Raw genomic sequence first — 20,485 nt, 5'->3', positions numbered from 1 at the left:
ATGATTACGGCGTCAAGAGAATGAACGGACCCGATGTGACGAGTTGACGAGGCGGGACGAGGACAAAAGAGCAGATCTTTTAGGGTTACGGGGTGCGCAGGGTGTCCATCTGCCGGTACGAGCCGCCCAGGTGGTCCAGATGCCGCCGCATCTCGTTCATCGCGGTCATCGAGTCCCCGGCCTCGACCACCTCGAGGATGGCGCGGTGATCGTGGTCCACGCATTCCCAGAACCCCTCGGGTGCATGGTCGCGGCCGAAGCGCTTGGACAGCACGCGGAAGACGGGCGCCGTGATGAGCTCCAGGAGGGGGTTGCGGCTCGCGCGCAGCAGCACCAGGTGGAACTCCTGGTTCTTGGCGAAGGTGTCCGGTCCCTGCGTCTCGGTGGGATCGAAGATGGTGTCCCGCAGCCGAGCCAGATCCTCCTCGGTGCGCCGGAACGCGGCCAGCCCTGCCGCCGGCACCTCCATGAGGTTGCGGACCTCCATCAACTGATCGACCGTCACGGTCTCCGCCGCCGTCATCAGCGCGACGCCCGTCTCGAGGTGCTCGCTGATGTGGCCCACGCTGGGCGTGGCCACGAAGCTGCCGCCGGTCACGCCGCGGGTGGTGTGGATGAGGTTCTGACTCGCCAGTGATCGCAGGGCCTCGCGGATGGTGCTGCGTCCGACGCCGAACTCCGCCGTCAGCTCCGCGTCGCCGGGCAGGCGCTCACCGGGCTGGAGATCGCCGGAGAGGATGCGTTCGCGCAACCGCGCGGCGAGCACCGCGTAGGCGGGGCCGGACTTGGTCGGGGTGTCGGTCACGGTCGAACGGGCCTCTCGTCGGGGTCGCTCTCGTCGGGGTCGCCGGGGCTTGACCGCCCGAGCGTAGCGCGAGGACGCTGGCTCCGGCGGCGGTTGAGCGTGCCGCCGCGAAACAGGTAAAGATCGGCTCTTTCGTCGGGATCCAGGCGGGGCGGGGGTGTCAGGTGGCTCGATCGAGGCGTCACGCGCCCGAAACATCTGAGGTATTGCTTTCGAAACACACTTGGAGCACTATGACTCGTGTCACCCGAACAGGGCGGCCACGATCACCTCCGAGACTCCGACACCGGGCCCGCATCGCGCGTCCCGAGCGGCGAACTCGGATCTTCGGCACCGGCCTCGCACGGCCCGACCTCCCGCTCCTCACGCGAGCGCCGACAGCAGAAACGGATGGCCCATGAAACGAATCGGAGTCGACGTCGGTGGCACCTTCACCGACCTGGTGCTGTGGGACGACGACGGCACGGTGGTGGTCCACAAGACGCCGTCGACCAACCACGATCCGTCGATCGGCACGATGGACGGCATCGCCGTCCTCGCCGAGCGCGCCGGCATCGACCCGTCCGAGATCGACATGTTCTTCCACGGCACCACCGTGGCCACCAACATCGTTCTCGAGCACAACGGGTGCGACGTCGGCATGATCACCACGGAGGGGTTCCGCGACCTCCTGCACATCGCCCGCAAGAAGCGCCCGCTGAACTACTCCAACTACCAGGACCTGCCCTGGCAGAAGTGGCAGCTGGTCCCGCGCCGCAATCGCCGCGTGGTACCCGAGCGCATCGACGCCGCCGGAAACGTCCTCACCCCGCTCGACGAGGACACGGTGCGTGAGCAGGTTCGCCTGCTGCGCGAGCGCGGCGTCCAGGCCATCGCGGTGGCGTTCCTGCACTCCTACCGCAACCCCACGCACGAGCAGCGGGTCAAGGCCATCATCGCCGAGGAGTTCCCCGGCGTCTTCGTCTCCCTCTCGAGCGAGGTCGCGCCGCAATATCGTGAGTACGAACGCTTCTCGACGGCGGCGCTCAACGCGTTCATCGGACCGAAGACGAGTCAGTACATCGAGAACCTCGCCCGCAAGGCGCGCGACGCGCAGGTCGGCGAGGACGTCCACCTCATGACGTCGGCCGGTGGCCTCGTCACCTCCCGCAGCGCCACCGAGATTCCCGTCTCGCTGCTCACCAGCGGCGTGATCGCCGGACTGCTCGGCGGCTGCGCGATCGGCAAGGCGTCGGGCTACCCCAGCGTCATCACCCTCGACGTCGGTGGGACGTCCGCCGACGTCGGTGTCGCACCGGACGGCGCGCTGCGCATGAAGCACCTGCTGGACACCAGGATCGGCGATTACCACGCCATGGTGCCCATGGCCGATGTGGACACCATCGGCGCGGGCGGTGGGTCCATCGCCGTCGTCGACGACGGCGGCATGTTCCGCGTCGGAACGCGCAGCGCAGGCGCCGTCCCCGGCCCCGCCTGTTACGGGCGCGGCGGAACCGAGCCGACGTCGACCGACGCCATGGTCATGATGGGCTGGCTCCGCGAGAACAGCTTCCTGTCCGGCACCATGGAGGTGCAGCCGGAGCTCGCGCGCACCGCGATCCAGACGCACATCGCGGACAAGCTGAACACCTCGATCGACGAGGCCGCCATGGGCATCTTCAAGATCCTGGCGCATTCCATGACCGAGGCCATCAGTCTGCACTCGGTGCGCAAGGGTTACGACCCGCGCGACTTCTCCCTCATCGCCGAGGGCGGCGCCGGACCGCTGTTCGCCTGGCAGATCGCCGATCAGCTCGGGATCCCGCGCGTCATCGTCCCCGGACACCCCGGCATCACCTCGGCGGTCGGCCTGCTGACCACCGACATTCGGTACGAGGAGCCCACCACCGTGTGGACGTCGTCGGCCGACCCGGACATCGAGCTGCTGAAGGACCAGATCGACCGCCTGTCGAAGCAGGCCGTCGCCCAGCTCGAAGCCGATGGCATCGCGCCGGAGAACATCTCGCTCGAGCGCAGTGTCGACTGCCGCTACGTCGGGCAGGGGTACGAGCTGCGTGTCCAGGCGCCGGACGGCGAGATCGACGACGTCTGGGTCAAGACGACGGCGGAGGCGTTCCACGAGGCCCACGGCCGCACGTACTCGCAGCGGTTCGACGACAAGCCCGTCCAGCTGGTCAACGTGCGCGTCACCGGCGTCGGCGCCGTCCCGCACGTGCAGATCGCCGAGATCGAGCGCGGCACCGCGGATGCGTCGGGCGCGATCAAGACGACGGCCCGTGCGCTGTTCTGGAAGGACGACACCGCAGCCCCCGAGTGGGTCGACACCCCGGTCTACGAGCGCTCGCAGCTGTTGGCGGGCAACGAGATCAGCGGTCCGGCCATCGTCGAGCAGTTCGACTCCACCACCATCATCGGCATGAACCAGCACGCCACCGTCGACGCCGTCGGTCACATCATCATCGAGAGGAAGTCCGCATGAGCAAGGCGCTGATGCCCACGACGGGAGTCTCGCTCGCCGGCGAGGCCACCCGCACGTGGAACGACGTGGACGTCGACCCCATCACCCTGCGGGTGATCGGTGGCGCCCTGCAGTCCATGGCGAAGGAGATGGCGCAGGTCCTCTACCGCATGGCGTACTCGAGCCTCATCCGTGAGTCCGAGGACCTCGGCGCCGGCATCTTCGACGTCAACGGGCGCGAGCTGTGCGAGTCGGATTCCACTCCGATGCACTGTGGTTCGATCCCCGCCTACATCCGCGGCGTGAACCGGCGACTGGCCGGTACGTACAAGCCGGGCGACGTGATCCTGCACAACCACCCGTACCACGGCGCGGCGCACTCGCCGGACTACGGCGTCATCATCCCCATCTTCTGGGAGGGTGAGCACATCGGATTCGCCGGCTGCACCGGTCACGTGTCCGACGTGGGCGGCAACTTCCCTGGCCTGTGCATGGACGTCGTCGACGTGTGGGCCGAGGGCAAGCTCATGGACTCGATGAAGATCTACGAGGCCGGCGTCCGCAACGACTATTTGATCCAGCACATCCTGGACAACGTGCGGACCCCCGAGCAGAACCGCGGCGACCTCGAAGCTCTGATCGCGTGCTCGCGCATCGGCGAGAAGCGGTTCACCGAGCTGCTCGAGAAGTACGGACTCGACACCGTCATGAGTGCCGGCGAGCGGTGGATGGACTACTCCGAGACCAAGCTGCGCAACAAGATTCGCGAGATTCCGGACGGCAGTTACGAGGCGCCCCTGGGCTACCTCGACGACGACGGCAAGAACCGCGACGAGCCGCTGAAGGTCGCGGTGCGGGTGCAGGTGGACGGCGAGGACATCCTCATCGACCTCACCGGCTCGAACAGTCAGGTGCCCACCGCCTTCAACGTGCCGTTCGAGGGATCGGTTCTGCCCGTCGCGGTCTCCGCGATCCGGACGATCCTGCTCGACGAGGACGTCTCCGAGGACTTCGTGCCCCAGAACGACGGCTGCTTCCGCCCGGTCAAGGCGTATGCACCGGAGGGCACGATCTTCAACCCGGACTTCCCGGCGTCGTGCTTCGCACGTTTCTCCCAGGTCAACCGGGTCTTCGACTCGATCAACCTTGCGCTGGCACCGGTTCTGCCGGACCACGCCGTCGCCGGGTCGTCGGCCGCGCTGTGTGCCATCGCCTACTCCGGCATCGCGCCCGACGGCGAATCTTACTGGGTGTACATCGAGATCAACGAGGGTTCCTACGGCGGCCGCAACGGCAAGGACGGCATGGATGCCGTCGACGCCCTCATGGCGAACACTCGCAACAACCCCATCGAAGAACTCGAGCTCAACCACGCGATGCGGGCGTTGCGCTACGAATTGCGCGACGAGGCACCGGCTCCCGGCAAGTGGCGCGGCGGTATCGGCAGCGTGCGCAAGTGGCTCATGGAGACCGACACCTTCCTCGGCTCTGAGGCGGACAACCGGTCCGACGCACCCGCCGGTGCGCTCGGTGGCCACGACGGCGTCTCCGGATCCTTCACTCGCAACGCCGGAACGGACCGTGAGGAGGTGTTGTACTCGAAGGTCACCCAGGAGACCATCAAGTCCGGCGACACCCTCGAGATCAAGTTGCCGTCCGGCGGTGGATTCGGAAACCCGTTCGAGCGGGACCCCTTCCAGGTCCTGAGCGACGTGTGGGACGAGTACATCACCGCCGAGGACGCGCGTCGGGACTACGGCGTGGCCGTGGACGTCGATTCGTGGACCATCGACGAGAAGGCCACCGCCGACCTGCGCGCGAGCGCGGCCTGATGGTGCACGGGGGACGGGCCGCCTCGCGCGGCCCGTCCCCGCAGCGGGTCGACGACCACGTGAACAGCGTCGTCACGTGGATCGACGACGCCGGGTCGGGTGACGGTCCGCTCGCGGGCGTGCGAGTGGGCGTCAAGGACAACATCGACGTCGCAGGGGTGCGGTCGACCTGCGCCTCCCGATTCTTCGCCGACCGCGTGGCCGAGACCGACGCCGAGGTGGTGCGCCGGCTGCGCGCCGCGGGCGCCGCCGTCGTCGCCACCCTGAACATGGCGGAATTCGCCGTCGGTGTGACGTCGCAGAACTCTGCGGCCGGCGGGCCGCGCAACCCGTGGGACACGATACGGGTACCGGCCGGGTCGAGCGGTGGCTCCGGCGCGGCCGTGGCGGCGGGCATCGTGGACCTCGCGCTCGGCACCGACACCGGCGGGTCCGTCCGGCTGCCCGCCTCGGCCTGCGGCGTCAGCGGCCTGCGGCCGAGCCGCGGCGCGATCAGCAACGACGGCGTGTTTCCCGTCAGCCCGGAATTCGACACCGTGGGGCCGATGGCCCGGACGGTGCGCGAGGTCGCGGACGCATTCGCGGTGCTGGCCGGACCGCCCGTCGCACGGACGGTACGGCGCATCGGTGTGCCCGACGTGTTCATCACCGCCGACGTCGATCCCGCTGTGGCCGAGGTGGTCTCGGCCGCCGTCGACGATCTGGCGATGCTCGGCTACGAGATCGTGCCCGTCGAGGTGCCGGAGGCGACCTCGGCGCAGGACGTGGTCTACACCGCGATCTATCACGACGCCGCGCGGATTCATTGCGAGCGGTTGGACTCCCGTCCCGACCTCTTCCAGCCCGCCACACTGGAGCGAATCTCGCTGGGGCGGGGCATCTCCGAGGCCGAGAGACGCAACGCGGCGGACGCGCGTCGTCGGTTCTGCGACGGGCTCGCTCCGCTGTTCGAGGACGTCGACGTGGTGCTCACGCCCACCATGCCCGTCGACGTGCCGCCGATCGACGGTGGCGACGACGTCCTGGCGCAGTCGCGTCGGATGGGTCAGTTCACGTATCCCTGGTCGTTGCACGAGGGCCCGACTCTCGCTGTGCCCGTGGGCTTCCACCGCGAATCGGGCATGCCGGTGGGGATGCAGCTGACCGCCCCGGTCGGGCACGAGGGGGCGCTCTTCGGTGTGGGTGAGCGGTACCAGGCCGTGACGCGGTGGTACACCGTGCGGCCGGAGGTGTGCGTTCCGGACTAGGTCTGGTCGGCTATCGCGCGCAGGTGGTCGTCGATGGCCGCCATGCCCTCCGGCGGCAGGCCCAGTCGGTCGCCGCGGTGGTGGGCGGCCCGCGCGAAGATCGGCACCAGCGGTGCGTATTTGGCGGCCAGCTTCAATCGCTTGGCGTCGTCGGCCAGGTACTTCAGGCTTCCGGCGTTGTCGACGAAGTCGGTCAGTTTGACCAGGAACACGCGCCTATCGGCGATCGCGGCGGTGACGTGCTCGGCGTACTGCTCGGCCTTGTCACGCGCAGGATCGCGCTGGGGATTCGTGACGGCAGCGACGAGATCGGCCACGTCGTCGCCGAAGTGGCGTCGCAGCGCGTCGGCGGCGGCGTCGGAGCCGCCGAGCAGGGACACCACGCGGTCCGGCTGGTCCTCTACCACGTCGTGCAGTGCCGTCGCGACGAGCACGGCCTGGTCGGTGCACCCGTATCGCAGGAGACGCAGCGTGTTGCGCGACGGATGCGTGATGTAGGGGTCCGCGACCTGGTCGCCCCGTTGGGTGCGCCGTTGCTCGAGGTGGGCGTACGACGCCACCGCCAGAGCGTGGTCGAGATCTGTTCGGTCGATGCCCCGCGCGTCGGCCTCGATGTCGATCGCGTGTAAGAGCAGGGAGGGGTCCATGTCCTTCAAGGCGGTCGCTCGCAGCGCCGTCAGCAGAAGTTCATGGGTGGACGTCGGGGTGCTGGGTGTCGAAGTGGTCATGCGTCCTCTCGGTCGGTGGCGGGAAGTGCGTCGGCGAAGGAGTAGTCGCAGCCGAGGGCGTCCAGGGCCTCGAGACCGCCGTGGTCGCGAAACCACGCCGTGCACGCACTGGCGGCGAGGTGCAGGTCGGAGGTGAAGAGATACCCGTCCGTGCAGTCGTCGAAATGGCCGTCGTGGTGCCACACGTCGAGCTCCAGGCCTTCGACGGAGTGGTCGCCGAGCCGGAGTCGGCGCAGCACGGTGCGGGAACGCCGTACCATGACCACGCCGTCGTCGAGCACATGGAGCTGGGCGTTGATCACCTCGTCGTCCGGGTCGAGGACGTCGGCGAGCCCGAGGTCGTCGTCCACGTCCTCGTCGACCGGAGCGACGTAACCGCCCGGCCCGAGGTCGACGATCAGTCCGGAGCCGTTGCGCACCAGCGTTTCCACGAGCCAGTTGGTCATGCCGTCCCACCGGTCGACCAGGAACTCCGTGCCCTGCGGCGTCGCGAACGACGTGAGCAGCGCACTACCGGGGAGTGTCGCGGTCCAGGCCTCGATGCGGTCTCCGTGCCCGAGCAGATTGACCAGGCCGGCCTCGTCGATCCACACCAGATCGCGGGTGAGCTCTGCGGTGTGTTCCTGCCCGTCCGACTGTCGCGACGCGACCGTCCACCCGTGCAGGTTCGCCGAGCCGTCCGGAACGACCACCATCCGCCCGTCCTCGCCGCCGAGCGCGAACTGCCAGTCCGGAACGCGTGGTGGGTGGTAGCGGGCGCGGTCCTCCAGTTCGAGGTGGTACGTCTGTGACTCGACGACACGAACGCGGTTGATCTGCCACATGTGACCGACTGGGATCAAGCACTTCCCCGCGACGGCGCTGGCGCTGACCAGGCTGCTGCGATTCGGCATGGTCACAATCAGATGGTGGCGGTCTTCCGGCGCCGGTGTGCAATGAGCGCCCCCAACGGCTCGCAGTTCGAGGAGCGCCCGACCGAGATCGGCCGTCGAACGTCGTACTGACGAGTCCAGCTCCACGGTCACGACTGTGAGGTCCTGGTCCGGTGGGCGACCGGTACGCACCTCGCTCGGCATCGTGGGGAAAATCGGCTCCTCGGCCCATAAATCGGACCGGCAGATCTCGGCCCCGAACACCTCGAACTCGCCCAGCACCGCCTGTAGGACGTCGAGTGCGTCCGTGCCGGCCTGAACCCAACCGGTGTGCGGCAGTTCGTAGACCACCCGAGCGCACCCGGTGGCGGACTGATCGAAGTCCGCCCCGGGGCGTCCGGTCAGCTCGAGGATGCGGCACTGCTGCTCGAGCTCGAGGTCGTACAGATCGGTGCCGATCTCGATGGCGACCGTGAAGCCGGGGTCACCGGCCGGTCGACCGAACAGGCCGAAAGGGGAGTGAGACATGGGGTGCTCCTGGGTGATGCCCGACGAGCGGGACCGTTCACCGCTCACCCCTTGTCTACAGGAGGGGTCCGACAGGAATCAGATCCCGCGCAGGGGTTGGTGGTCGGCGCACATCGTGTAGTGCTCCTCCCACGGGAACACCCCGTAGGCATCCGGCCACACCACCTGCAGAGCGGTGAACTGCGGATAGAGGGCTCGGGTGACCACCATGTCGGACCGGTCCAGCACCTCGACGAACGACAGAGCGGGAATGCCGCCCACCGCCCCGTGGATCGTCATCGACGGGGCCACCAGCGCGGGATCGTCGAGCATCGTCTCGCGCAGCTCGGCGAACACCTCGTAGGCAAGCCGTGCGGGGAGCCCGTGACAGAGCAGCTCCGGCAGTCCGTTTTCGGTGAGCCCGCTGGTGTACGCGAAGTCCCCGCCCCCGTGAACAGCCGTGACGTGCCAGCCGCGGTTCCTGATGTTCTTCTTGACCATGCCGAGATCGATCGGTCCGTCGCACATATGGTCCCCCTTGGTGTCGATGTGGACCGCGAAGCTAACGCCGGACCGCGACACGGTTTCCGATCCGCTGCAGTTCCAGTAGTCCGCGCCGGCTGTAGCTCACGCGGAGTGCTGAACCGCGCGCGGATCGGGGCGCTGTGGACAACGCGATGCCCTGTGGACGGTCACCGCAGTCGCACGAGCCAGTGAGAGACGCTGAGTCGGTGGACATCACGGGGCGAACCTTCCTGACGCGTGCGCAGCTCGCCGCAGCGGGAGTCGGGGACCAGGAGATCAGGACTGCACGTCGGCGGGGCGGACTGGTCTGCGTCGGTCGCGGCGTCTACAGCGACGCCGCCGCCTACGCGGACACGAGCGAGCGAGGCCGTCACCTCCTCGCGGTCCGCGGGGTCGTTGCCGCTCGGACGAACCCCGTCGTCAGTCACGTCTCCGCTGCGGTCCTGCACGACCTGCGGATGTGGAACCCCGACCTGTCGCGGGTGCACCTCAGCGTCGACGCCGCGCGGGGCGGTCGGCGGACTGCTCGCGTACACACGCACACCAACAGGCTGAACGGCTGTCTCACTCGGGTCCGCGGTCTGACCGCCACCACCGTGGCCAAGACGGCCGTGGACCTCGCACGGCAACTGCCGTTCGAAGCCGGGGTGTGCGTGGTGGATTCGGCACTCGCGGTGACGTCGCGGGCGGACGTCGATGCCGCGCTCGACGGGTGCGCCGGGATGACCGGGTGCAGCTCGGCCCGTCGAACCGTGGCTTTCGCCGACGGGAGCAGCGAGAGTATCGGTGAGTCGCGAACTCGGGTGTACCTGCAGCGCTTCGGGTTTCCCGCGTTCGAGCTGCAGGTGACTCTGCGTCACGGCTCGTTCGTGTGTCGCCCCGACTTCCTGCTCGACGGGGTGATCGTCGAGTTCGACGGCCGGGTGAAGTACACCTCCGAACAGGTCCTGTTCGAGGAGAAGAAGCGGCACGACGAGTTGATGTCGCTCGGGTGGGTGGTGGCCCGGCTGACGTGGGCGGACCTCGCCTCGGACGCGGGAGCCGTCAAGGTCCGTCGGGCGATGGCGATGGCCAAGGGCCGACCCCCGCCGCTGACGCACCGAGTGCCGTGACTCGCCGATCCGCCGGTGTTTCAGCGATCCGCGGCGGCTGCAGCAGCAGCGGATCCCTGAAAGTCGCGCGGATCGGCGCTAGCCCCAGCGCAGACCCGACCCACCCGACTCAACCCCGCGCCGCCACCAGGTGCGCCTCGGACGCGGCCTTCAGGTGGGTCAGATCGGAGGCGACGGTGGCGAAGGTGAAGCCCTGCGTCAGCCGCCGGGCCGCGACCTCGCCGGACGGGGTGTGGATGCCGCAGGCGATGCCCGCGGCCGCGGCGGCGTCGGCGATGCGCACGAGGGCAGCGTCGAAGACCTCGTCGACGGAGCTGTCGGCGGGAGAACTGCCTCCGACGGCGATGCGCAGGTCCGACGGTCCGACGTAGATGCCGTCCAGTCCGGGAACGGCGCAGATGCTTTCGACGTTCTCCAGACCCTCGGGCGTCTCGATCATGGCGAGCACCACCACGGCGTCGTTCGCCTCGGCGGGCAGGGGGCCGACGCGGAGCTGCGAGCGCATAGGCCCGTAGGACCGCACCCCGACGGGTGGGTACCGGGAGTAGGAGACGGCGAGGGCGGCGTCCTCGGCGGTGTCGATCAGCGGCACGATCACCCCGCGGGCGCCGGCGTCGAGCGCCTTGCCGATGTAGGTCCGATCATTCGCCTCCACTCGGACCAGCCCGGCCGGGCCGTGCGCGGCGTCGACGGCGGTGAGTCCGCGGAGCAGGCCGTCGTAACCGATCAGTCCGTGCTGGAGATCGAGGCAGAGGTAATCCCACCCGACGTGGGCGAGCCACTCGGTGGACACGGGCGAATCGATGACGGACCAGTAGCCCAACACCTGCTCACGGGCGCGCAGGCGGCGGGCGAAATCGTCGACGGACACGAGGGATTCCTATCGGTTGTAGGCGGGCATGGGTCCGCGCAGAGCAGCGCCGACCTCGTCGCAGGCGGCCACCACGTCGGCCGGCAGCGGGCCCCGGCCGAGGGCGTCGATGTTGGCCTGCAGGTGGGAGGTTCGGGATCCGCCGAGCAGGATGGGGCCGGCGGTGGGGGTCGAGCGCAGCCACCGGAGGGCGAGCTCGGTCAGCGGCATGCCGGCGCCGTCGGCCACGGCCGCGAGCCGCGACACGGCGTCGAAGATGTCGGCGTTCCAGTAGCGTTCGCGGTACATCCCGGCCAGACGTGAATCGCCGAAGCGCCCTTCGCCGGGCTCGTCGGAGAAGGTGTGCTTGCCCGTGAGCAGGCCTCCTCCGAGGGGGTTGTAGACCATCGTGGCGATGCCGGTGGTCGAGGCGAACTCGGCGTACTCCTCCTCGATGCGGCGGGCGAGAAGGTTGTAGAGCTGCTGGGCGACGACGGGTCGGGGCGCGCCGACCTCGTCGCACACGCGGTTCACCTCGGCGATCTGCCAGGCGGCGAAGTTCGAGACGCCCAGCGCGCCGATCTTGCCCTCGGCGACGAACTTCGCGACGGTGGACAGAGTGTCGTGCAGCGAGGCGGCGCGATCGGGCTGGTGCAGGTAGTACAGATCGACGTGCTCGACGCCGAGTCGCACGAGACTCGCCTCCAGGCTCAGCCGCAGGCCTTCGGGGGACAGGGGCGAGTGACCACCCGCGTCGCCGAGGTACATGCCGGCCTTGGTGGCGACGGTGACGCGATCTCGGCGGCCTGCGAGCAGCTCGGCGAGCATGCGCTCCGCGTCACCGGCCGAGTAGCCGTTGGCCGTGTCGAGGTGGGTGATCCCGGCGTCGAGCGCAACGTCGAGCAGAGCCCGCGCCCCGTCGAGGTCGACGGTGTCGCCGAAGGTCATGGTGCCCAGCACCATCGAACCGAAGTGCATTCCGGATTCCATTGTCGTCAGACTCCTCGGGTGGCGACGGGGGCGGGACGGCCGGACAGAACGTAGCGCGGCTTGAGGCCGACCATGGTGGTGGGGTCCAGCGCAGCGGCACGCAGCGCTGCGCTGTAGGGGTGCTGTGGATCGGCGAGAACGTCGGCGGTGGAACCGGATTCGACCACCGCGCCCTTGCGCATGACGATCACGTGATCGCTGATCTCGCGCACGACCCCGAGATTGTGCGAGATGAACACGTAGGTGATGCCGGTGTCCTGCTGGATCGACCGCAGGAGGTCGAGCACCTGCGCTTGGACGGACACGTCGAGTGCGCTGGTGGCCTCGTCGCACACCAGGATCTCCGGACCCGACGCCAGAGCGCGGGCGATGCCGATGCGTTGACGCTGGCCGCCGGAGAACTCTGCGGGACGACGCCCGAGGGACGACGGCGGCAGCTGGACCTGGTCGAGCAGTTCGGCGGCGCGACGGTGGCGTTCGGACTTCGACCGGATGCCCTGCAGGCGCAGGGGTTCGCCGACGATGTCGACGGCGGTCAGGTGTGGATCGAGCGAGCCGTACGGGTCCTGGAACACCATCTGCACTCGGGACCGGAACGGGCGCAGTGCTCGCTCCGACAACCGGGCGATGTCCGTGCCGTCCACCAGGATCCGCCCGGACGTCGGGGTCAGCAGCCGCACGATCGATTTGGCGATGGTCGACTTGCCGCATCCCGACTCACCGACGACGGCGAGCGTGGAGCCCTTGTCGACGCTGAAGCTGACGTGATCGACGGCGCGGAACGTTCCGGTGGCCACGGGGTAGTCGACGACGAGGTCCTCGACGGTGAGCAGGCTCATGCGAGCACTCCTTCGCGGGTGGCGGGGGCCCCGGACCAGTCGCCGAGTTGGGGCACGGCCCCGAGCAGCTTCCGGGTGTAGGCGTGGGTGGGGTTGTCGACGAGGGTGCGGGCGTCGCCGCTCTCGACGAACGTGCCGGACTTCATGACGTGGATGCGATCGGACATCAGGCGCGCGACCCCGAGGTCGTGGGTGATGAGCAACATGCCGATCCCGGTGCGCTCCTGCAGTTCGAGCAGCAGATCGAGGATGCTCGCCTGCACCGTCACGTCCAGCGCACTCGTGGGCTCGTCGGCAACGATGAGGGCGGGGTCGGCGGCCAGCGCGCAGGCGATGAGCACGCGTTGGAGCATTCCGCCGGACAGCTGGTGCGGGTACCGCCCGAGCTGGTCGGCGGGGTTGACGATGTGCACCCGTTCGAGCAACTCGACCGCCCGGGCGGTCTGGGCGCTCTTGCCGCGGATACCGCTGTGATGAACGGCTTCTCGCAGCTGCGATCCGATGGTGTGCACCGGCGAGAGTGCCGTCATCGGGTCCTGGGGAATCAACGCGATCTCGGACCCGCGGACCCGGCGCAGCGCGGCGTCGTCGCCGAGAATGTCGGCGGACTTCCACTGCGCTCGGCCGGACAGGACGGCGAGGTCGGTGGGGAGCAGACCGAGCAGGCCCATGGCCGTCGTCGACTTGCCGGATCCGGACTCGCCGATGATGCACACCGTTTCGCCCGCCGCGATGGTGAAGGAGACGCCGTCGACCGCACGGACGACACCCCGGTCGGTGATGAGCTCGATCTGGAGTTCGTCGACGGTGAGCAGGGATTCGGTCATGTCAGGCCTTCTTTCCCGTGAGTGCGAGGCGGCCCAGCAGGGCGCGGAGGCCGGATCCGGCGGGCCGGTCGCGGAGTCCGTCGCCGAGCAGGTTGACGCCGATCACGAGCAGGACGATGACCAGGCCCGGCAGGGTGACCAGCCACCACGAGGTGGTGATGTAGTCCTGGCCGTCGGAGATGATGCGACCCCAGGTCGCGAACGGGCGCTGCGGGCCGGCGCCGAGGTAGCTGAGCGCGGACTCGAGCAGCACGGCCTGTGCGAGGAGCAGCAGCACCACCAGGGAGGTCTGCTTGATCACGTTGGGGACGATGTGCCGGGTGAGGATCGCGGTCTTCCCCAAACCGAGGACGCGGGACGCGGCGATGTACGGCTTCTCGCGTTCCACGAGGACCAGAGATCTTGTGAGACGGGCGATCTCGGGCCACTGCGCGATGGCGATGACGAAGGTGATGACCGGGATCGACGGGCCGATCAGCGCGACGACGAGCAACAGCATCATCAGCAGGGGGAGGGAGAGCTGCGCCTCGAGGAGTCGGCTGACGACGGTGTCGACCCAGCCGCCGAAGTAGCCGGCCATCGAGCCGAGGACGAGGCCGATCAACCCGGAGACGAGGACGGCGAGAATGCCCACCAGCAGCGAGACCTGACCGCCGTAGAGGATGCGGGCCAGCAGGTCGCGGCCGAGCTGGTCGGTACCGAACAGGTGCCCGTCGGTCAGCGGCGGCAGGCGGCGCGAGCCGAGGTCGGTCGCGTCGGGATTCTGCAGCGGCAGCACGCGGGCGAACGCGACGGGCAGGATCACAATCAGCGCGCAGACGCTGCCCACCCAGATCTTGAGGCGGCTGTCGCGGGCACGCCGGGTGGCGCCGGCCGCAGCGAGATGCTTCGGAGTGACCGCGGACGGTCGTTCGCGTCGCGTCGGGTCGGCCGGTGCCGGACCGGACGCGTCGAGGGTGGCGGTCATCTAGGACGTTCCCTTCCCCAGCCGGACGCGGGGGTCCAGCAGCGGGTAGCAGAGGTCGACGAGCAGTTGGACGAGGACGGCGAGCACGGCGGTGACGAGGACCGTGGCCTGGATGAGCGGGTAGTCACGAGTTTCGAGCGCGCGGACCACGAGCGATCCGACGCCGGGCCAGGCGAACACGACCTCGACGACGACGACGCCGTTGAGCATCGAGGCGAAGCGGGTGCCGAGCGCGGTGAGCACCGGGATGGACGAGTTGCGCAGGGCGTACCGCCAGACGAGCTTCCGCTCCGACACACCGCGGGCGCGGGCGACGGTGGCGTACTGGGAGGAGAACGCGCCCACCATCTCTCGTCGCACCATCCGGGAGATGAGGGCGATTTGGAGGATCGCCACGGTCACCATCGGCAGGACGAGCGAGGACCACGTGGCGAAGCCGGCGGCGGGGAAGATCGGCAGCACCACCGCGAAGAGGGTGATGAGCATGAGGCCCGTCCAGAAGTCGGGCATGGACTGGCCGGCGATGGTGAGCACGTTCGCGCCCAGTTCACGGCGGGTGTCCGCGCGGCGGGCCATCCACACGCCCAGCGGGATCGCGAGCAGCGTGGTCAGGCCGATGGACGCGACGGTGAGCGTCAGGGTGTAGGGCATACGGTCCAGCACCACGTCGAACGCGGGTGCCTGGAAGGAGTACGACGTGCCCAGGTCCAGCTGGAGAAGTCCCTGAAGGTACTTCCAGTACTGCGTGACGATCGACTGGTCGAGGCCCATCGACTGGCGGATGCGCTCGATGTCCTCGCTCGAGGCGAGGGGGCCGGCCATCGCGTAGGCCGGGTCGCCCGGCGCCATGCGGACGAGGACGAACACCGTGGTGAGCGTCAGGAAGATCGCCAGTGCGCTCTGACCGAGGCGCTTGACGACGTAGCGGGCCGTGCCGGCGGACCGGGATTTCGTCTTCGCCGATCCGGCCGTCGGGTCGGCGGGCGCCGAGGTGGGCTCGTCGGCCGGCGCGATCATGCCGGCGGTCATCGCGCGCTCGACAGACGGTGGCGTGAGCAGGGCTGATGCATCGATCGACCTTTCTGCGGACTCGACGCTCCGGGCGGGATCCGGGTACGGAGCTTCCGTCTTCGGCGTCGTTGTAACTCAGCTCACAATGACACCCGTGCGCGAATCGCGCAAGTGGCAATCGGTAGTTGCGTGTTTCGTGCAGATCTGCGTACAGTTCCGGTGTGCTCGCAGTCACAGCCCCGCCGTCGGCGACGGGCGTGCCTGGCCCCACGACATCCTCGATCGAAAGAGGTCGACCATGACCGATTCGTTGCTCCACCAGCGGTTCTCGCGGCGCAACCTGATGCGCGGCGGGCTGCTGCTCGGCGGCGGTGTCCTGCTCGGCGGGGCCGCCACCGGATGCGCGACGCCCACCGGTACGCCCGGACCGACCACCGTGAGCCTCGCGCTCAACCGGTCCCTGGTCAGCCTCGACAACAAGCTCAATCAGTTCGACGCCGCACTCACCGTGCAGCGCGGCGTCCGGCAGGCCCTGACCGAGATCGATGCGAACCTGAAGCCGCAGTTGGTCCTCGCCGACCGCTTCGAGCTGGTCGAGCCGACGCGGTGGTTCGTTCACCTGCGCGACGGCGTCCGTTACTCCGACGGCTCGCCGGTGCGCGTCGAGGACGTCGCGACCGCGCTGAAGATGTACAGCGAGGTGGACGGGTCCTTCGTCGGCGGGTTCTTCCCCGAGTGGCCCACCGTCGAACCGATGGACGCCTCGAGCTTCTCCCTGCTCACCACCAAACCGGTGCCGGTACTCGACTACCTGATGTCGAACATTCTCATCACACCCGCCGCGGCCAACCGGCCCGAGGAACTGCAGTCCGGCGTCGGATCGGGACCGTACGTGGTGACCTCCTCCGACCGCGGCACCGGCAACTACACGCTCGAGCGCAACACGCAGTACTGGGGGCCGGCGCCGAACATCGAGACCGTTCGCGTGCGCTTCGTGCCCGAGGAGTCCTCCCGCGTGGTCACGCTGCGCAGCGGGGAGGTCGACGTCATCGACTCCATCACCCCTGATGCCGCCGATCAGCTCGAGGGCCTGTCGAACGTCGGCGTGGAGCGGGTCGACGGAGTGCGTCTGAACCAGCTGTTCTACAACTTCCGCAAGCCGGCCGATCACCCGCTCGCGAACGCACGGGTGCGCAAGGCGCTGACGTACGCGATCAACGGTCCCGCGCTGATCGATCAGGTCATGCAGGGATCGGCCACGGCCTCCCGCGGCGTGATCCCGTCCATCCTCGACGGCGCCATCGAGACGGGCGAGTACGTGTACGACCCCGCCCGTGCTCGCGGCGAGCTCGACGCACTCGGTGTGCGGGACCTGAATCTCAAGATCATCTGGGAATCCGGCGAATTCGCGGCCGACACCGACATCATGGAGTCGGTCGTGCAGATGTTCTCCGACATCGGGGTCCGAACGTCGTTGCAGCAGTTCGAGCCCGGCGGCGACATCATGCAGTGGCGTCAGGGCAAGGCCGGCGACTGGGACGTGCTGGGCAACGGTTTCCCGAGCCCCACCGGGCTCGCCATCACGATCATGCAGGGCATGTACGCCGGCACCCCGGAGAAGGAAGCGACCCGCGACACCTACCACGGGTATCAGTTCCCGGAGATCGCCGCCGCCATCGCGCGCGCGTCCGAGGAGGTCGACCCGACCCGTCGCGGTCAGCTGCTGGCCGACGCCCAGCGGCAGATCTGGGACACCGTCCCGTGCCTCTGGTCGTTCGTCCCGAAATCCGTGCTGGCCAAGCGCGATCGGATCCAGGACGTCACGCTGCGCCCGACCAACTCGTACAACCTGTCCGCCGCCACCCTCGTCTGAACGGGAGATTCGCCGTGACCACCGCCCTCGATGCCGACGGCATCGTTCGTCCCACCGCCGACGCCGGCCGTCGGGACGCCCTGCTGTTCCCGCCCGAGGTCCAGAATCACGCCGCGAATCTTGCCGTGCTGCCGGGCGGCACGCTGGCCTGCGTCTGGTTCGCCGGAACGCAGGAAGGCGTCCCGGACATCAGCGTCTGGTTCTCCCGCCGCGAGGGTGACGCGTGGTCCGAGCCCGTGCGTCTGTCGGACGACCCCGGGCGGTCCGAGCAGAACCCTGTCCTGAACGTGCGGGCGTCGGGTGAGGTGTGGTTGCTGTGGACCTCGCAGCACGCCGGCAACCAGGACACCGCACGCGTGCTGCGGCGCGTGTCGACCGACGGGGGCCGCACCTGGGGCGCCACCGACGTCCTGGTCCCCGAGACCGACGCGGGCGGCGTCTTCGTCCGGCAGCCGATGGTCACCCTGCCGTCGGGGCGCATCCTGCTCCCGGTCTTCCACTGCGTGAGGATCGACGGCCGGAAGTGGGTGGGCGATCGCGACTACTCCGGCGTGATGATCTCCGACGACGACGGCGCGTCCTGGCGCGAGGTCACCGTGCCGGAGAGCACGGGATGCGTCCACATGAACATCGGCCGACTGTCCGACGGGCAACTCGTCGCGCTCTACCGCAGCCGTTGGGCCGATCACGTGTATCGCTCGGTCTCCGACGACGACGGCGAGACGTGGAGTGCGCCCGAGCCGACCGAGCTGCCGAACAACAACTCGTCGGTGCAGTTCGTCGTGCTGGACGGCGACCGACTAGCGTTGGTGTACAACGAGTCCAGTCGCGCGGACGCCACGGAGCGGCGGCTCTCGCTCTACGACGAGATCGACGACGACGGCATCGCGGAGACGCAGGGCACGGTGGAGGAGAGCGCACCGCTCACCGACGGCGATCCGCGTCAGGCGTTCTGGGGTGCCCCGCGCGCGCCGATGACGCTCGCGCTGTCCGACGATCGCGGAGTGACCTGGCCGCGCCGGCGGAACCTCGAGGAGGGTGACGGTTACTGCCTGTCGAACAATTCCCGCGACGGCCTCAATCGTGAGTTCTCGTACCCGTCGATCGTCGCGGACGGCACGACGCTGCACGTGGCGTTCACCCGGTTCCGGCAGGCCATCGAGTACTGCGAGCTGACCCCCGAGTGGCTCTCGTGAAGCACGCCGTCGTCACCGGCGTCAGTTCCGGCATCGGCGCCGCCGTCGCGACCACCCTCGTGGACGAGGGTTGGCGCGTCACCGGTCTGAGCCGGCGCGAACCCGAGCCCGTCGGACTCGACTGGATCCAGGCCGATCTCGCCGATGTGGACCGGGTGCGTGCCGTCGCGGCCGAGCTGACCGATGTCGACGCGGTGGTGCACGCGGCCGGTCTGCAACGCTCGGCGCCGCTCGGCCGCCTGAACGTCGCCGATCTGGAGGCGATGTGGCGCGTCCACGTCGCCGCCGCGGAGGTGCTGGTGAACGGGGTGGTGGACCGAATCGCCGACGGCGGACGCATCGTCCTCATCGGCAGCCGGACCATGACCGGGAACGCCGGCAAGAGTCAGTACGTCGCCACCAAGTCGGCGTTGACGGGCATGTCGCGGTCGTGGGCCATGGAACTGGTGTCGCGCGGTATCACCGTGAACGTGGTGGCACCCGGGCCGACCGACACGGCGATGCTCGGCGACCCGTCGCGCGCGCACACGCCGCCCCGGACCCCGCCGTTGGGCTCGTTCATCGAGCCCGCGGAGGTGGCCGGCCTGACCGCGTTCCTGCTCGGTCCGCTGGGCCGCAACATCACGGGCCAGACCATCGTGCAGTGCGCCGGAGCGTCGTTGTGATGCTGCGCGAAACACGCAATACGCGTACGATGGTTTGCGTGATTCGCGCAACAAGGGAGGTGGCGACATGACCCGCACCGTGGTGCTGTCCGACGACCTCTCCGGCGCGGCCGAGGTGGCCGGGACCGTGCTCGAGCGCACGACGGATCTCGAACTGTCGCTCTCCGGTGTCGACGGGTTCACCGCGGCCGTCGGCATCGTCGACCTCGACACCCGCTCGCGATCGGCTGCCGAGGCCGGCGCCCGCCTGTCCGCCGCGCTCGGAGCCGTCCCCGCGGGGACTCGGGTCGTCGTCAAGATCGACTCGCTGCTGCGCGGTCACGTCGCCACGACCGTCGACGTGCTGGCCCGCCGGGGCCGCGTGGTGGTCGCCGCCGGTCATCCCGGTCTCGGCCGCATCGTCCGGAACGGCGTGCTGTACGTGAACGACGTTCCGCTGCACCGCTCGTCGGTGTGGAACGCCGAGCCGGGGCTTCCGCCCGCCTCCGTACGCGACGTCGTCGGCACGGCGCCGTCCGTCGCCGTTCCGGACGTGACCGGCAACCGCGACCTCGACGACGTGGTGGCCTCGGTCGCCGACGACCCGGACGTCGTCCTCGTGGGGTCGGGCGCTCTGGCCGCCGCGCTGGTCCGCACGCTGCCCGCAGCGACGGCGGCGCGGGACACGCATCCCGCCGACCCCGCGCGTGACGTGCTCACCGTCGTCGGCACGGCATCCGTCGGCGCCCGCGACCAGGTCGCCCGGCTGGCCGAGGACGGCGTGCCCGTCGTGTCGGTCGACGCCGCCGCGGTCCTCGCGGGACGCGCCTCGACCGCCGAGCTCGAGGGCGCCCTGGCCCGCGGATCCGCCGTCCTCACCGTCTCCGGCCCGCTCGACCCGTCCGCCTCCGGCCGCCTGGTCGTCGCGCTGGGGCACCTCGTCGCCCGCGTCGCGGCGGGGCGCGCCGTCGACCTCGCCCTGACCGGCGGGGAGACCGCCCGCGCCGTCGTCGACGCGCTCGGCATCACCACCCTGCGGCCCGTCGGCCAGGTCCACTACGGCGCCGTCGTCCTCCGTGCCCCGGACGGCCGTCGCATCGTCACCCGACCGGGCAGCTTCGGCGACCGCCACAGCCTGTCCGCCATCCACGCCCACCTCGCCGGCCTCCCCGTCGGTGCCGTCTCCCAGAGCTGAGGACCCA

At 69.2% G+C, this 20,485-nt stretch carries 18 protein-coding genes; 8 read left to right on the top strand and 10 right to left on the bottom strand.

The window, feature by feature from the left end:
• Positions 1-85: 85 nt before the first annotated feature.
• Positions 86-805 (bottom strand): FadR/GntR family transcriptional regulator, encoded by a 720-nt coding sequence (locus BMZ18_RS14485; protein WP_068360887.1) that lies wholly within the window; start codon positions 803-805, stop codon positions 86-88.
• Positions 806-1,202: 397 nt separating this feature from the next.
• Here BMZ18_RS14485 and BMZ18_RS14480 point away from each other — a divergent pair, with 397 nt between their 5' ends.
• From BMZ18_RS14480 to BMZ18_RS14470, 3 genes are read left to right on the top strand one after another with little or no spacing between them, the layout of a single operon-like run.
• Entirely contained in the window at positions 1,203-3,284 is a 2,082-nt protein-coding gene (locus tag BMZ18_RS14480; protein WP_068360890.1) for a hydantoinase/oxoprolinase family protein, read from the top strand.
• Positions 3,281-5,095 (top strand): hydantoinase B/oxoprolinase family protein, encoded by a 1,815-nt coding sequence (locus tag BMZ18_RS14475; protein ID WP_082894887.1) that lies wholly within the window; start codon positions 3,281-3,283, stop codon positions 5,093-5,095. The genes BMZ18_RS14480 and BMZ18_RS14475 overlap by 4 nt, the downstream gene beginning before the upstream one ends.
• The gene (locus BMZ18_RS14470; RefSeq protein ID WP_244516543.1) at positions 5,044-6,342 is read left to right on the top strand and encodes an amidase; all 1,299 of its coding nucleotides are present in this window, start codon (positions 5,044-5,046) and stop codon (positions 6,340-6,342) included. Before BMZ18_RS14475 ends, BMZ18_RS14470 begins: the two co-directional genes overlap by 52 nt.
• Here the strand turns inward: BMZ18_RS14470 and BMZ18_RS14465 are convergent.
• From BMZ18_RS14465 to BMZ18_RS14455, 3 genes are all read right to left on the bottom strand, one after another.
• Positions 6,339-7,070 (bottom strand): HD domain-containing protein, encoded by a 732-nt coding sequence (locus BMZ18_RS14465; protein WP_068360895.1) that lies wholly within the window; start codon positions 7,068-7,070, stop codon positions 6,339-6,341. The genes BMZ18_RS14470 and BMZ18_RS14465 overlap by 4 nt on opposite strands.
• Positions 7,067-8,470 (bottom strand): hypothetical protein, encoded by a 1,404-nt coding sequence (locus BMZ18_RS20090; RefSeq protein ID WP_139203980.1) that lies wholly within the window; start codon positions 8,468-8,470, stop codon positions 7,067-7,069. The genes BMZ18_RS14465 and BMZ18_RS20090 overlap by 4 nt, the downstream gene beginning before the upstream one ends.
• A gap of 78 nt (positions 8,471-8,548) precedes the next feature.
• Positions 8,549-8,977, bottom strand: coding sequence for a DUF4262 domain-containing protein (locus BMZ18_RS14455; protein ID WP_068360898.1), 429 nt, complete (start codon positions 8,975-8,977; stop codon positions 8,549-8,551).
• A 203-nt stretch (positions 8,978-9,180) separates the two neighbouring features.
• Between BMZ18_RS14455 and BMZ18_RS14450 the strand changes: the two genes are divergently transcribed.
• Positions 9,181-10,086, top strand: coding sequence for a type IV toxin-antitoxin system AbiEi family antitoxin domain-containing protein (locus BMZ18_RS14450; RefSeq protein WP_082894889.1), 906 nt, complete (start codon positions 9,181-9,183; stop codon positions 10,084-10,086).
• 109 nt (positions 10,087-10,195) lie between these two features.
• Here BMZ18_RS14450 and BMZ18_RS14445 read toward each other — a convergent pair whose 3' ends face one another.
• The 6 genes from BMZ18_RS14445 to BMZ18_RS14420 are packed head-to-tail and all read right to left on the bottom strand — an operon-like array spanning position 10,196 to position 15,588.
• A complete protein-coding gene (locus BMZ18_RS14445; protein ID WP_068099798.1) occupies positions 10,196-10,957 on the bottom strand; it encodes an HpcH/HpaI aldolase family protein in 762 nt (253 codons plus the stop codon).
• Between the two features lie 9 nt (positions 10,958-10,966).
• Positions 10,967-11,914 carry an aldo/keto reductase gene (locus BMZ18_RS14440; RefSeq protein WP_211267462.1) on the bottom strand — a complete coding sequence of 316 codons (948 nt, stop codon included), beginning with the start codon at positions 11,912-11,914 and terminating at the stop codon, positions 10,967-10,969.
• Between the two features lie 17 nt (positions 11,915-11,931).
• Positions 11,932-12,765 (bottom strand): ATP-binding cassette domain-containing protein, encoded by an 834-nt coding sequence (locus tag BMZ18_RS14435; RefSeq protein ID WP_068360901.1) that lies wholly within the window; start codon positions 12,763-12,765, stop codon positions 11,932-11,934.
• On the bottom strand, positions 12,762-13,592 hold the full coding sequence (locus tag BMZ18_RS14430; RefSeq protein ID WP_068360902.1) for an ABC transporter ATP-binding protein: 831 nt from the start codon (positions 13,590-13,592) through the stop codon (positions 12,762-12,764). Before BMZ18_RS14430 ends, BMZ18_RS14435 begins: the two co-directional genes overlap by 4 nt.
• A 1-nt stretch (position 13,593) precedes the next feature.
• Complete coding sequence (locus BMZ18_RS14425) at positions 13,594-14,559, bottom strand: ABC transporter permease (protein WP_068360906.1); 966 nt, start codon at positions 14,557-14,559, stop codon at positions 13,594-13,596.
• A complete protein-coding gene (locus tag BMZ18_RS14420; RefSeq protein WP_235606427.1) occupies positions 14,560-15,588 on the bottom strand; it encodes an ABC transporter permease in 1,029 nt (342 codons plus the stop codon). It lies immediately after the preceding gene.
• Positions 15,589-15,868: 280 nt separating this feature from the next.
• Between BMZ18_RS14420 and BMZ18_RS14415 the strand changes: the two genes are divergently transcribed.
• The 4 genes from BMZ18_RS14415 to BMZ18_RS20085 all read left to right on the top strand — a co-directional run bounded on the left by BMZ18_RS14415 (position 15,869) and on the right by BMZ18_RS20085 (position 20,478).
• Complete coding sequence (locus BMZ18_RS14415) at positions 15,869-17,443, top strand: ABC transporter substrate-binding protein (RefSeq protein WP_068360909.1); 1,575 nt, start codon at positions 15,869-15,871, stop codon at positions 17,441-17,443.
• A gap of 14 nt (positions 17,444-17,457) precedes the next feature.
• Complete coding sequence (locus BMZ18_RS14410) at positions 17,458-18,639, top strand: sialidase family protein (protein WP_068360912.1); 1,182 nt, start codon at positions 17,458-17,460, stop codon at positions 18,637-18,639.
• A complete protein-coding gene (locus tag BMZ18_RS14405; protein ID WP_082894890.1) occupies positions 18,627-19,304 on the top strand; it encodes an SDR family NAD(P)-dependent oxidoreductase in 678 nt (225 codons plus the stop codon). Before BMZ18_RS14410 ends, BMZ18_RS14405 begins: the two co-directional genes overlap by 13 nt.
• A 67-nt stretch (positions 19,305-19,371) precedes the next feature.
• Positions 19,372-20,478, top strand: a complete 1,107-nt coding sequence (locus tag BMZ18_RS20085; RefSeq protein ID WP_244516542.1) for a four-carbon acid sugar kinase family protein — start codon at positions 19,372-19,374, stop codon at positions 20,476-20,478.
• The last annotated feature ends 7 nt before the right edge of the window (positions 20,479-20,485 follow it).

The sequence above is a fragment of the Rhodococcoides kroppenstedtii genome (assembly GCF_900111805.1).
Lineage (GTDB): Bacteria > Actinomycetota > Actinomycetes > Mycobacteriales > Mycobacteriaceae > Rhodococcoides > Rhodococcoides kroppenstedtii.
The sequence above is the reverse complement of the archived record's forward strand: the minus strand, read 5'-3'. Positions and strand labels throughout refer to the sequence as shown.

What these genes read in the sequence shown, in the direction of transcription:
- BMZ18_RS14475 (WP_082894887.1), top strand. Translation starts at nt 3,281, where the DNA reads ATGAGCAAGGCGCTGATGCCCACGACGGGAGTCTCGCTCGCCGGCGAG.
- BMZ18_RS14455 (WP_068360898.1), bottom strand. Translation starts at nt 8,977, where the DNA reads ATGTGCGACGGACCGATCGATCTCGGCATGGTCAAGAAGAACATCAGG.
- BMZ18_RS14430 (WP_068360902.1), bottom strand. Translation starts at nt 13,592, where the DNA reads ATGACCGAATCCCTGCTCACCGTCGACGAACTCCAGATCGAGCTCATC.
- BMZ18_RS14415 (WP_068360909.1), top strand. Translation starts at nt 15,869, where the DNA reads ATGACCGATTCGTTGCTCCACCAGCGGTTCTCGCGGCGCAACCTGATG.
- BMZ18_RS14440 (WP_211267462.1), bottom strand. Translation starts at nt 11,914, where the DNA reads ATGCACTTCGGTTCGATGGTGCTGGGCACCATGACCTTCGGCGACACC.
- BMZ18_RS20090 (WP_139203980.1), bottom strand. Translation starts at nt 8,470, where the DNA reads ATGTCTCACTCCCCTTTCGGCCTGTTCGGTCGACCGGCCGGTGACCCC.
- BMZ18_RS20085 (WP_244516542.1), top strand. Translation starts at nt 19,372, where the DNA reads ATGACCCGCACCGTGGTGCTGTCCGACGACCTCTCCGGCGCGGCCGAG.
- BMZ18_RS14435 (WP_068360901.1), bottom strand. Translation starts at nt 12,765, where the DNA reads ATGAGCCTGCTCACCGTCGAGGACCTCGTCGTCGACTACCCCGTGGCC.
- BMZ18_RS14420 (WP_235606427.1), bottom strand. Translation starts at nt 15,588, where the DNA reads ATGACCGCCGGCATGATCGCGCCGGCCGACGAGCCCACCTCGGCGCCC.
- BMZ18_RS14480 (WP_068360890.1), top strand. Translation starts at nt 1,203, where the DNA reads ATGAAACGAATCGGAGTCGACGTCGGTGGCACCTTCACCGACCTGGTG.
- BMZ18_RS14465 (WP_068360895.1), bottom strand. Translation starts at nt 7,070, where the DNA reads ATGACCACTTCGACACCCAGCACCCCGACGTCCACCCATGAACTTCTG.
- BMZ18_RS14425 (WP_068360906.1), bottom strand. Translation starts at nt 14,559, where the DNA reads ATGACCGCCACCCTCGACGCGTCCGGTCCGGCACCGGCCGACCCGACG.